Genomic DNA, 12,644 nt, shown 5'->3' on the forward strand with positions numbered 1-12,644 from the left:
GTTCCACAAGGTGGCCCAAGCGCCGCGCGAAAAGTCAGAATTTGCTGCCCGCGGTGCCATCCAGCGGCGCAAGTAGCGCCTCATGATCCACGTCATCAGTCTCCCCCCGTCCACCGGCGTCCGCTCTGCCCAGCACCCGCACTTCCCGCTGCGGATACGGGATCGAGATGCCATGTTCCCGGAATTTCCTCCATATGGCCCGGTTCAGCGCCGATTGCACGCCGAGCTTCCCGTTCTGGGGGTCGGCGATGTAGCCAGCAAGCTCGTATTCGATGCCATTGTCTCCGAACAGCACCAGAAAAGCCGACGGCGCGGGCTCAACCAATAGACGCGGGATGTCTTGGGCCGCCTCGACCAGCAAGGCCAGCACCTTTTCGGGATCGGCCGCGTAATCGGCCTGAACACGCGTTGCAACACGCACATTGGTATTGGAGAACGAGTGGTTCTGCACGGCCTGCGCGACCAGTTGCTCGTTGGGCACCAGGGTTTCGCCGTCTCCATTGCGGACCACCGTGTAGCGCGTGCGAATCTGCGAGACGATGCCGGTGTACTTGTCCACGGTGATCTGGTCGCCCAGCTTGACCGAGTGGTCAAGCAGGATGATGAAGCCCGAAATATAGTTGCTGGCGATTTTTTGCAAGCCCAGGCCCAGACCCACACCCAGCGCGCCGCCGAATACGGACAGTACCGTGAGATCGATGCCCACCAGCGACAAGCTCAGCAAGAGCGAGACCAGCAGCAACAATGCCTTGGAAAGTCTGGTAAGAACCACTTTCAGGTTGCTGTCCAGGCCGCCCGAGCGCATCAGGCGCTCTTCCAGCCACGAACCAAACCACATGGCCACCAGCACGGTGAGCAAGATCCATACGGCTGCCACCAGGGTGTCGGCCAGGTTGATCTTCTGCTTTCCGCCGAGCGAAAAGCGCACGGATTCCATCCAGTTCACGACATCAGACAGCAATCCCAGCACATATAGCGCCATTGCCGCCCAAACCAGCGTAGTCAGTACCTTCTCCACCAGCAGCAGCATGCCGTGCAACTGGCCACTGCCGGAGAGCACGCGGCGCAGTATATAGAAGGCGAAATACAGGAAAGTGATGCCAAAGAGCGGCACCAGCGCGAGGCGCAGCACGCTGGTCGACATGACCAGTTCCAGCCCGTAGCGCGCGCCCATCACCAGCAGCCAACCGAACAGTGGGAACATGGCGCGTTCCAGGCTGGCTGCGGCAAAGCGCAGCGCGAAGCTGGATCCGGCGTAGCCGGCTTCGACTCGCTTGACGACCAGCCTTGCCAGCGGCCATGCCAACGCGAGGCAAGCGGCGAGTACCACCAGTTGCCAGATAAAACCGGGGCCGCCCGCATCGCGGATCAGGTCATTGAGCATCTTGCCAAAGGCCGGATGCGAGGCGTTGAGTTCGTTGAGGGGATTGGGATTCATGCTCTGGAATAACTGGGCGGCACGCGCCGAGCGACAAGCGAACGGCCCCGGCAAACACCCGATAACGGACCGCAAGCGGCGGGCCGGACACTTGTGGCCGGTCCCGCGCCGGAAATGCAGCCGGGACCGGGCGGTCCTCGGCATTGGAGCCGCCAGTCCCAAGCCGGGCCCTGGCGGCGGTTCAGACGTTAGCTGACGCGTTCCAGCACCGCGGCGAAGAAGCCATCGGTCTGGTGCAGATGCGGGTAGAGCGCCAGCATCTCGGCATCTTCCGGCAAACCGGGCACCGTGATCTTCTGCTCGGCCAGCACCTGTGCGGCAGGGACCAGGCGGAAGGCGGGATGCGCGGCCAGGAAACCGCGCACGATGCCTTCATTCTCGGCTTCCAGCACGCTGCAGGTCGCATAAACCACCCGGCCGCCCACCTTGACCAGACGCGCCGCGGATTCGAGGATGGCCGCTTGCTTGGCGGTCAGTTCCAGCACCGATTGCGGCGACTGGCGCCATTTCAAGTCCGGGTTGCGCCGCAGCGTACCCAGGCCGCTGCAGGGCGCATCCACCAGCACGCGGTCGATCTTGCCGGCCAGACGCTTGATCTTGGCGTCATGCTCGGAGTCGATCAGTACCGGATGCACGTTCGACAGTCCGCTGCGCGCCAGGCGCGGCTTGAGGTTGGCCAGGCGCTTCTCGGACACATCGAACGCATACAGGCGCCCGGTGGAGCGCATCTGCGCCCCCAGCGCCAGCGTCTTGCCACCGGCACCCGCGCAGAAATCCACCACCATTTCGCCGCGCTTGGGCGCAACCAGGTTGCACAGAAGCTGGCTGCCTTCGTCCTGTACTTCGACCAGGCCGTTGACGAACAGCGGCAACTGGTTGAGCGCCGGCTTGCCGGCCAGGCGGATGCCGGCGGGGGCCAGCGGCGTCGGCTCGGCCTTCAGGCCAGCGGCGGTCAGTTCGGCCAGCGCGGCTTCCTGGGTGGTCTTGACCAGGTTGGCGCGCAGGTCCAGCGGCGCGGGCCGCAGCCACGCGTCGCCCAGTGCTTCGACAAAGGCTTCGTCGTGGCGGGCGGCCAACTGATCGAACAGCCACTCAGGCAGGTTGGCGCGCACGCGCGGCGCGAGGCTGGCACGTTCGATTGTCGTCAGGCGATCGAGCCATTCGCCCTCTTCCGGCAGCAGGAACGGCGTCAGCGCATCCCGGCCCAGCGTGGCGGCCAGGCCCAGCAGGGCCAGGCGGCGCTGCGAGGCGCCCGTGCCGCTGGCAGCGAACTGCGAAAACTCGACACGCCGGCGCAATACGGCAAATACGGCTTCGGCGATGATGCCGCGTTCGCGATGGCCAAGCTTGGGATTTTCGCGGAAGTAGTAGCTCACCACCACGTCGGAGGGGCGCGTGAACATCAGCACCTTGCCCAGCAGCCGGTCAATGTGCTGGATATGAACGGCGTGCAGGCCGCCATGCGGCCCGCGGCCCTGCTGCGGAGCATGGCTGTCGCCCGCGTCGCGCGGCCGGGCGGCCTGGCGGATCGGGGTACCCTTGTGCTTGTTGCGAACGGGCTGGCGCGCCCCTGCGGTATTCCGGCTCATGACTGCACCTCCGTAGCGGCAGCAAAGGCCGTAAATAACTGGGATTCGGGTGGTTCGACCCGGACTGCGCCGGCATGCACGCGCAGCCGGCCTTCGACAAACCAGCGCACCGCGCGCGGGTAGATCACGTGCTCGCTTGGCAACAGGCGCGCGGCCAGGCTCTCGGGCGTATCGTCCGGCAGCACGTCGAGCGCGGCCTGGACGATGACGGGACCGTGATCGAGCTCCGGCGTGACGAAATGCACGCTGGCACCGTGGACCTTGACACCCGCCTCGATGGCCTGCCGGTGCGTATGCAGCCCCGGAAAGCCTGGCAGCAGCGAGGGGTGGATATTCAGCATGCGCCCGGCGTACTTGTCGACAAAGCCCGGCGTCAGGATGCGCATGAAGCCGGCCAGCACCACCAGGTCCGGCGCGAATGCGTCGATGGCCGTGGCCAGCGCCGCATCAAAAGTGGCGCGATCGGCATATTGCGTGTGATCCACCACACCGGTGGCCACGCCGTGCTCAGCGGCAAATTTCAGGCCTTCGGCGTCCGGCCGGTTCGACAGGACCGCCGCTACGCGCGCTGGCCAGCCTTCGGCGGCGCAGGCGCTGACGATGGCTTCCATATTGGAGCCTCGCCCGGAAATCAGGATAACGATATTTTTCATCGCGCAATTCTACCAAGCCAGGGGCCGTACACGGCTAAAGCGAGCGCATTAGGCGCTTAAAACACGTGAAACCCTCATCGCAGCGCCGTTTCGCATGACCTATACGCAACGTAGGTACCCCTCCGACGGATTGTGACGCCTCGCCCGCTCTGCTAGAGTGGCTGCTATCGTCCACGCGCAGACCGTTAGCTCGGCTTTAAGTGACAACAAGGACGAACTGGGAAATTAGACGGGAAATCGCATGTCGAACGCTGCACCGACCTTGTTGGTGGTCGATGATCATCCTATGGCCTTGTCCGGCACTACCGCCTTCCTGGCGGAGGTGATGCCGGACGTCGCCGTCCATGCCGCCGGTAGCGCCAAGGAGGCGCTCAGTGCCTTGCAGCAAGGGCTCAGGCCTGACATCGTGCTGCTGGATATCTGGCTGACCGACGGTACCGGCTTCGACGCCATGCAGGCGCTCAAGACGCTGGTCCCTTCCGCCCGCTTTATTTTCATGTCGGCCGAGGCCACGCCCGAGATCGTAGGCCGCGCGCGGGCGCTTGCCGCCTGCGGGTTCGTCGGCAAGCATCTCGATGCCAACGCATTCACAGCCGCCGTGCGCAAGGTGCTGGCAGGCGACACATCCTTCCCCTCCGACGAAGCGCTCAACGGCCGTGCCCAGTCCTTCGGACCGGCGCACGGCATTCCGGTCACGCCGGCGGAACTGGGACTGACTCCGCGCCAGGGCTCGGTGCTGGCGCTGGTACTGGAAGGGCTGCCCAACAAGGTCATCGCACGGCGTCTCGGCCTGACGGAGAACACCGTCAAGGAACACGTCTCGGCGATCCTGCAGCGCCTCGGCGTACGCACTCGGATGCAGGTCATGTCGCGCATGGAGCGCTTCCGCCTGCGCCAGTAGCGGGCACCGCCGGCGCCGGCCACCAATTGAAGACTCCGCAATGGGCCTGTCAGGCCGCGTGCAGCCAGCGCCTGAGCAGCAGCCGCAACGCTGCCGGGTCGACGGGCTTGGGCAACACAAAGTAGCCAGCCTCCTCGGCCGCCGCCAGCGCGGCGGATTTCAGGTCGCCCGACAATAGGGCGCTACGTGCCTGCGGCTGTGTGTTCTGCCAGCGCTCCAGCAAGTCCAGGCCGTTCTCGCTGCCGGGCAGGCGCAAGTCGCAGAAGATGATGTCCGGCTTGAGCCCCTGGTGAAACAGCCGGTCCGCATCCGCGCCATGCGCCGCGCAGGCAACCTGGATGCCCCAGGCTTCCATCAGCGCAATCCATGCCTTGCGGATCTGGGTGTCGTCGTCGACCACCAGCACAGTGCCGCGCAAGTGATCGGGCTTGGCATCCTCGGCCAGCGCCGTTGCCCGCACTGCACGGATGGTGGCCACTGTCTCGGCCGGGACCGGCGCCAGCGAGAACCAGAATACCGAGCCCCGTCCGGGCACGGAGCGCACGCCGTAGGTGCCGCGCATCAGGCGCACGCATTCCTTGAAAATCGCCAGGCCGAGTCCCAGGCCCTGGGACGGATCGCGCTGCGGGTTATGCACCTGGTAGTACGGCGAGAAGATGTCCGGCAGGTGCTCGGGCGTGATCCCGGCCCCGGTGTCCCAGACTTCCACGCGGATATGCTTGCGGCGCTCCCGCGCCGTTACCAGCACGCCGCCGCGCCGCGTATAACGCAGGGCGTTCTGCACGAGATTGAACAAGGCGCGGCGCAACAGCACCGGCTCGGCCATCGCGTACAGCTCTTCGGGCACGCGCGGGGTCAGGGTCAGGCCACTCTCTCTCGCGTCGGCGGCGAACTGGCTCATCACTTCGCTGATCAGGTGACTGAGTTCGCACGGCTCCAGCGTCGGCAGCACCTTCCGGCCTTCGAGCTTGGACAGGTCCAGCAGCGAGCGGAACAGCAGGTCGATGGTCTGGGTGCCGGCGGCCACCTGCTCCACCAGCGGATGGAGCGAGGAGGACTTGTTGCGGGCGCGCAGCGCCTCCACCAGCATCACCAGCGCGTGCACCGGCTGGCGCAGGTCATGGCTGGCGGCGGCCAGGAAGCGCGATTTCTCCTCGCTGGCATGCAGCGCCCTCTCCTTCTCTTCCTGGAACTGCTTGGCCAGCCGCCGGCTTTCGCTTTCCAGCTGGATGGCCCGCACCAGCGTGCGCTGCAGGTTCAGGGCGTGGCGCGTAAGCATGATGGCGTAGACCACCAGCAGCAATTGCACATAGGTGCCATGACCGGGAAATGCGTACTCGGCCAGCAGGATATTGGGCACCAGGATCGGTACGCCGGCATAGACCAGGTTGGACGGAACCGGAGACTGCGCGGTGACACCGCCCGCGAGCACCCCGAGCGCCAGCAGGTACAGCACGCTGGAGAACACGGTAGAGCCGGTATACAGATGCAGCAGCGCCGAGCTGCCCCAGGTCAGGCCGGTCAGGAAGGCCATGGCGCGCATATTGGCCCACCATTTGCGCGTGTGCGCCGAGCGGCTCATGGTGGTGCCATCGCGCAGATAGCCAAAATAGAACCAGCTGGTGGCGGCGGTCAGCACCAGCATGACGCCGCACCAGCCGATCAGGGCGCTGTGGTCGGCGGCGGACCAGAAGGCGATCGCGGTCAGCGCCGGGAGCACCAGCGAGGCAACGATGGCGGTAGGGGAGACGCGATGGATGGTCGCCAGCAGCTTGGCCCGCGTTTCGGTATCGAGCGGAGGCCCTGGCGGCGGCAGGATTCGGTTAAGCAGCGCGTTCAAAGGAGGGCTGGGGGCAGCGAGTGCGATCCGCCGTATCATGCCGTCTTTTGTGGCATGGCGCCACGCCAAAGGGTCTATCCGTGCACAAAAACGCCAACCTCGGCGCCCACCGTGGTACGGCCAGGCCAAACTTGTCCCCCATTCGCCTTATAATGCTCGCTTTACCCAAACGCTTGCTGCCGTCCTCGTGAAAGTCTTCCGTGGCCTGCCCAATGCCGAGAGCCGGGCGCCCTGCGCCCTCACCATCGGCAATTTCGACGGTGTGCACCGCGGCCACCAGTCGCTGCTTGCGCGCGCGCGCGCGGCGGCGGACGCACGCGGCCTGCCGCTGTGTGTGATGACGTTCGAGCCGCATCCGCGTGAATTCTTCACGCCTGACAAGGCCCCCACGCGCATCGCACTGCTGCGCGACAAGCTCGAAAGCCTGCGCCGCAACGGCGTCGATCGCGTGGTCGTCGAGCATTTCAACGCGCATTTCGCCGCGCAATCTCCCCAGGCCTTCGTCGAGAACGTGCTCTGGCACGGCCTGCACACGCGCTGGCTGCTGGTCGGCGACGACTTCCGCTTCGGCGCCAGGCGCGCTGGCGACTTTGCCTACCTGCAGCAGGCCGGGCGCCAATTCGGCTTCGATGTGGAACAGATGGGCTCGGTGTCCGAAGGCGGCGTGCGCATCTCCAGCTCCGCGGTACGGCAGGCACTGACCGAGGGCGACCTCGAACACGCGCGCCGTCTGCTCGGCCATGGCTATGCCATCAGCGGCCATGTGGTCCATGGCCGCAAGCTCGGGCGCGACCTGGGCTTTCCCACCATCAACCTGCGCATCTCCCACAAGCGGCCGGCTGTCAACGGCATCTTCGTGGTACAGGTGCACGGGCTGGCCGAGCACGCGTTGCCGGGCGTGGCCAGCATCGGCGTGCGGCCTACCATCGAGGATGCCGGCCGGGTGCTGCTGGAAGTCCACCTGTTCGACTTCAATCAAAGCATCTACGGCAAGCTGGTGCGGGTCGAATTCATGAAGAAGCTCCGCGATGAAGCCCGCTTCGACAGCCTGGATGAACTGACCGCGGCCATTGCCAAGGACAGCGCGGACGCTCGCGCCTTCTTCGGCCTGACCGTGCCGGGCTCGCCCGAGGGCACGCCCCCGGCTGCGGGCGGCCGCGACTTCGCCACCTCCGCCACCGACCGAATTAGCTAGCGCCCCGTTCCCGCGAGGCGGGACCCGGGTCGCTACCCCAACCCGAACCAGCCCGCGGCTCCGCCGCAGCCCGTCCACGCCATACCGCGCGCCGCGCCCAGCCGAGCTAGTGCCGCGCGCCAACCGAATTGCCCCGAGAATCGACATGTCCAACGACAAACGCGCCAAGCCCGAAAAAAGCAAGTATCCGGTCAACCTGCTGGAAACTCCCTTCCCGATGCGCGGCGACCTGCCCAAGCGCGAGCCGCTGTGGGTCAAGCAATGGCAGGACAAGCAGCTGTACAAGAAGATCCGGGCGGCTCGCAAGGGCGCCAAGAAGTTCATCCTGCACGATGGCCCCCCGTACGCCAACGGCGACATCCACATCGGGCACGCGGTCAACAAGATCCTCAAGGACATGATCGTCAAGGCACGCGGCCTGAGCGGCCTGGACGCCGTCTATGTGCCGGGCTGGGACTGCCATGGCATGCCGATCGAGATCCAGATCGAAAAGCAGTTCGGCAAAGGCCTGCCGGTGCAGGAGGTGCAATCGCGCGCCCGCTCCTACGCCACCGAACAGATCGCCCGCCAGAAGCTGGACTTCGAGCGCCTGGGCGTGCTGGGCGACTGGGAACATCCCTACATGACCATGAACTACAGCAACGAAGCCGACGAGCTGCGCGCGCTGGGCAAGATCATGGCGAAGGGCTATGTGTTCCGCGGCCTGAAGCCGGTGAACTGGTGCTTCGACTGCGGCTCGGCGCTGGCCGAGGCCGAGGTCGAGTACAAGGACAAGACCGATCTCTCCATCGACGTGGGCTTCCCCTTCGCCGACACCGACAAGCTGGCTCACGCCTTCAAGGTGCCGCTGGAGCAACTCGCCGCCAAACCCGGCTGGATCGTGATCTGGACCACCACGCCGTGGACCATCCCGTCCAACCAGGCGCTTAATGTGCACCCGGAAGTCGAATACGCGCTGGTCGACACCGCGCGCGGCTTCCTGCTGCTGGCCACCGAGCGCGTCGAGGAACAGCTCAAGGTCTATGAACTGGAAGGCAAGGTGCTGGCCACCACCTCTGGCGCGGCGCTGTCGGAGATCCGCTTCCACCACCCGCTGTCCAAGATGGACGCGGGCTATGACCGCCTGTCGCCGGTCTACCTGGGCGACTACGTCACTACCGATACCGGGACCGGCATCGTGCACTCGGCGCCGGCCTATGGCGTGGAGGATTTCCAGTCATGCAAGGCGCACGGCATGCGCGACCACGACATCATCAGCCCGGTGATGGGCGATGGCGTCTATGCCAGCACGCTGCCGCTGTTCGGCGGCCAGAAGATCTGGGACGCCAATCCCAAGATCGTCGAAGTGCTGAAGGCATCGGGCAACCTGTTCAACTCGCACAAGTACACCCACAGCTATATGCACTGCTGGCGTCACAAGACGCCGATCATCTACCGCGCCACCTCGCAATGGTTCGCGGGCATGGACGTTGACCCTGTCGACAACGGCGCCACCTTGCGCGAAACCGCGCTGGCCGGCATCGAGGCGACGGAGTTCTACCCGGCCTGGGGCAAGCAGCGCCTGCATAACATGATCGCCAACCGGCCCGACTGGACCCTGTCGCGCCAGCGCCAGTGGGGCGTGCCGATGGCCTTCTTCCTGCACAAGGAAACCGGCGCGCTGCACCCGCGCACGCCGGAGTTGCTTGAGGAAATCGCCAGGCGCGTGGAACTGCACGGCATCGAAGCCTGGCAGGCGCTCGATCCCAGGGAACTGCTCGGCGAGGAAGCCGCGCTGTATGAAAAGAACCGCGACACGCTCGACGTCTGGTTCGACTCCGGCACCACGCACTGGAGCGTGATCCGCGGCTCGCATCGCGAAGACCTGTACGACCCGTCGGCCGACCTGCCCGACGGCCGCCTGGCGGATCTGTACCTGGAAGGTTCGGACCAGCACCGCGGCTGGTTCCATTCGTCGCTGCTGACCGCTTCGATGCTGTACGGCAAGCCGCCCTACAAGGCGCTGCTGACGCACGGCTTCACGGTGGACGGCGAAGGCCGCAAGATGTCCAAGTCGGTCGGCAATACCGTGTCGCCGCAGGACGTGTCGAACAAGATGGGCGCCGAGATCATCCGCCTGTGGGTGGCCTCGACCGACTATTCGGGCGAGCTGTCGATCTCCGACGAAATCCTGAAGCGCGTGGTGGAAGGCTATCGCCGCATCCGCAATACGCTGCGCTTCCTGCTGGCCAACCTGGCCGACTACGATCACGCGCAGCACGCGCTGCCGGCATCGGAATGGCTGGAGATCGACCGCTATGCGGTCGCGCTGACCGGGCGCCTGCAAAAGGAAGTCCTGTCGCACTACGACGGCTACGAGTTCCACCCGGTGGTCGCCAAGCTGCAGACGTTCTGCTCGGAAGACCTCGGCGGCTTCTACCTCGACGTGCTGAAGGACCGGCTCTACACGACCGCGCCCAATTCCAAGGAGCGCCGCGCCGCGCAGAATGCCGTGTACCACATCACCCAGGCCATGCTGCACTGGATGGCGCCGTTCCTGACCTTTACCGCCGAAGAAGCGTGGCAGATCTTCGGCCATGGCACCGAGCACACCGACACCATCTTCACCAGCACCTACTACGACGTGCCGGAGATCGACCAGGCCGACGACCTGCTGCAGAAGTGGCACGTGATCCGCGAAGCCCGCGCCGAAGTCACCAAGCAACTGGAAGCGGTGCGCGTTGACGGCGAGATCGGCTCCTCGCTCCAGGCCGAAGTCACCATCCAGGCCGGCGGCCCGGTGCTGGCCGCGCTGCAGAGCCTGGAGGACGACCTGCGCTTCGTGCTGCTGACCTCCGCCGCCAAGGTAGCGCCGGCGCCGGAAGGCGGCGACCTGCTGGTCACGGTGACGCCGTCGGTGCACGCCAAGTGCGAGCGCTGCTGGCACTACCGTGCCGATGTCGGCCGCGATCCGGCCCACCCCACCCTCTGCGGCCGCTGCGACAGCAACCTGTTCGGCGCCGGTGAACACAGGAGCCATGCCTGATGGCCACCACCACCACGCGCTCCGCGCGCGGCACCAAGCGCGCCAGCAGCAAGGGCAGCAACACCACGCCGCTGCTGTGGATGGCGTTCGCCCTGCTGGTGATCGTGCTGGACCAGTTCTTCAAGATCGTCATCGTCAGGACCTTCGCCTACGGCGAATCGCGCCCCGTGACCAGCTTCTTCAACCTGGTGCTGGTCTATAACAAGGGCGCCGCCTTCAGCTTCCTGGCCGACGCCGGCGGCTGGCAACGCTGGTTCTTTACCGGCCTGGGCGTGGCGGTGGGCCTGTTCATCATCTGGATGCTGTACCGCCATACCGGGCAGCGTTTGTTCTGCTTCGCCATCTCGCTGATCCTCGGCGGCGCCATTGGCAATGTGCTGGACCGGGTGGTGTACGGCCATGTCGTCGACTTTCTCGACTTCCATATGCGCAACTACCACTGGCCCGCGTTCAACGTGGCCGACTGCGCCATCACGGTGGGTGCGGTGCTGCTGATCGTGGACGAGTTGCGGCGGGTCCGGAAGCACTGAAGCGGCAGTCACCTGCACCGCGCTCCTGGGTGCAAAACGTTCCAACTGCGCCCGCGTCATGCGGGCGTTTTCCATGGTGCTGCCAAATCGGCATGATTGCGACGCGCGAGGCACGGCGGCAGCGCCGCCAACGCGCGCGCGGGCAAGCCGGTATTATTGATGTTTCTCCGGCGCGGGGGGTAGCAAACGCTGCCGCCTGCCGCGGCACCCGGACCACAACCCTCAAGCGAAGAGCACATCCATGGATCTGCGAGGCAAGCATCTCGTCCTTGGCCTGACCGGCGGCATCGCCTGTTATAAGTCGGCCGAATTGGTCCGCCTGCTGACCAAGGCCGGCGCGACCGTGCAAGTGGTCATGACCAAGGGCGCCACCCAGTTCATCACGCCTGTGACCATGCAGGCACTCTCCGGGCGGCCTGTCTTCACCTCCCAATGGGATGCGCGCGTCGGCAACAATATGGCCCACATCGATCTCTCCCGCGAAGCCGATGCCATCGTGGTTGCGCCCGCCTCCACCGATTTCCTGGCGAAGCTGGCGCACGGCCTGTGCGATGACCTGCTGACCACCCTGTGCATTGCCCGCGACTGTCCGCTGCTGGTGGCTCCCGCCATGAACCTGCAGATGTGGTCGGCCCCCGCCACCCAGCGCAACGCCGCGCAACTGCGCGCGGATGGCGTAACGGTACTGGGCCCCGGCAGCGGCGACCAGGCTTGCGGCGAAGTCGGCGATGGCCGCATGCTGGAGCCGTCGGAACTGCTCGACGACATCATTGCGTTCTTCCAACCCAAGCCGCTGGCCGGGCGCCGCGTGGTGATCACGGCAGGCCCTACCTTCGAAGCCATCGACCCGGTGCGTGGCATCACCAACCGTTCCTCGGGCAAGATGGGTTTTGCCATCGCGCGCGCGGCCCGCGAGGCCGGCGCCGACGTGATCCTGGTGGCCGGCCCGACGGCCCAGCCCACGCCGCGCGGGGTTGCCCGCACCAATGTGGAGAGCGCGCAGCAGATGCATGACGCGGTGCTGGCGGGCTTGCCCGGCGCCGACGTGTTTGTCGCGGTAGCCGCGGTAGCGGACTGGCGCCCGGCCGAAGTCGCCGGCCAGAAATTGAAGAAGGCCAACGACAGCGACACACCGACGCTGCGCTTTGTGCAGAACCCCGACATCCTCGCCACCGTGGCGGCGCGGCCCGATGCGCCCTACTGCGTGGGCTTTGCCGCCGAGAGCGAAAAGCTCGAGCAATACGGCGAACAGAAGCGCCAGCGCAAAAACGTGCCCTTGCTGGTGGGCAATATCGGCCATCACACCTTCGGCATGGACGACAACGAGATCGTGCTGTTCGATGCCCACGGCATGACCCGCCTGCCGCGCGCCGACAAGCTGACGCTGGCGCGCGACCTGGTGGCGGCTATCGCCCGGCGCCTGCCCGCACCCCGTTGAGCCCGCGCTTGCTCTGCCTCCGAACGCCACCCCGC

The 12,644-nt window shown here is 65.8% G+C and carries 9 protein-coding genes; 5 read left to right on the top strand and 4 right to left on the bottom strand.

Annotated features, from left to right (window positions below):
* Nucleotides 1–34: 34 nt before the first annotated feature.
* The 3 genes from ACZY0R_RS33095 to purN all read right to left on the bottom strand — a co-directional run bounded on the left by ACZY0R_RS33095 (nt 35) and on the right by purN (nt 3,680).
* Nucleotides 35–1,438, bottom strand: a complete 1,404-nt coding sequence (locus tag ACZY0R_RS33095; RefSeq protein WP_488864437.1) for a mechanosensitive ion channel family protein — start codon at nt 1,436–1,438, stop codon at nt 35–37.
* A gap of 188 nt (nt 1,439–1,626) precedes the next feature.
* On the bottom strand, nt 1,627–3,027 hold the full coding sequence (locus tag ACZY0R_RS33100) for an RsmB/NOP family class I SAM-dependent RNA methyltransferase (protein WP_488864439.1): 1,401 nt from the start codon (nt 3,025–3,027) through the stop codon (nt 1,627–1,629).
* A complete protein-coding gene (gene purN / locus ACZY0R_RS33105; protein WP_488864441.1) occupies nt 3,024–3,680 on the bottom strand; it encodes a phosphoribosylglycinamide formyltransferase in 657 nt (218 codons plus the stop codon). Before purN ends, ACZY0R_RS33100 begins: the two co-directional genes overlap by 4 nt.
* Before the next feature lie 241 nt (nt 3,681–3,921).
* Between purN and ACZY0R_RS33110 the strand changes: the two genes are divergently transcribed.
* Nucleotides 3,922–4,581 (top strand): response regulator, encoded by a 660-nt coding sequence (locus ACZY0R_RS33110; RefSeq protein WP_035867362.1) that lies wholly within the window; start codon nt 3,922–3,924, stop codon nt 4,579–4,581.
* Between the two features lie 49 nt (nt 4,582–4,630).
* Here ACZY0R_RS33110 and ACZY0R_RS33115 read toward each other — a convergent pair whose 3' ends face one another.
* Nucleotides 4,631–6,460, bottom strand: a complete 1,830-nt coding sequence (locus tag ACZY0R_RS33115) for a hybrid sensor histidine kinase/response regulator (RefSeq protein ID WP_488864444.1) — start codon at nt 6,458–6,460, stop codon at nt 4,631–4,633.
* 148 nt (nt 6,461–6,608) lie between these two features.
* Here ACZY0R_RS33115 and ACZY0R_RS33120 point away from each other — a divergent pair, with 148 nt between their 5' ends.
* The 4 genes from ACZY0R_RS33120 (at nt 6,609) to coaBC (ending at nt 12,609) form a co-directional block, all read left to right on the top strand.
* Nucleotides 6,609–7,616: a bifunctional riboflavin kinase/FAD synthetase gene (locus tag ACZY0R_RS33120; protein ID WP_035867367.1), complete on the top strand. Its 1,008-nt coding sequence runs from the start codon at nt 6,609–6,611 to the stop codon at nt 7,614–7,616.
* 145 nt (nt 7,617–7,761) lie between these two features.
* Complete coding sequence (gene ileS, locus ACZY0R_RS33125) at nt 7,762–10,641, top strand: isoleucine--tRNA ligase (RefSeq protein WP_488864446.1); 2,880 nt, start codon at nt 7,762–7,764, stop codon at nt 10,639–10,641.
* Entirely contained in the window at nt 10,641–11,171 is a 531-nt protein-coding gene (lspA, locus tag ACZY0R_RS33130) for a signal peptidase II (protein ID WP_488864448.1), read from the top strand. The genes ileS and lspA overlap by 1 nt, the downstream gene beginning before the upstream one ends.
* A gap of 241 nt (nt 11,172–11,412) precedes the next feature.
* Entirely contained in the window at nt 11,413–12,609 is a 1,197-nt protein-coding gene (gene coaBC, locus ACZY0R_RS33135; protein WP_488864450.1) for a bifunctional phosphopantothenoylcysteine decarboxylase/phosphopantothenate--cysteine ligase CoaBC, read from the top strand.
* The last annotated feature ends 35 nt before the right edge of the window (nt 12,610–12,644 follow it).

The sequence above is a fragment of the Cupriavidus sp. F041 genome (assembly GCF_057814235.1).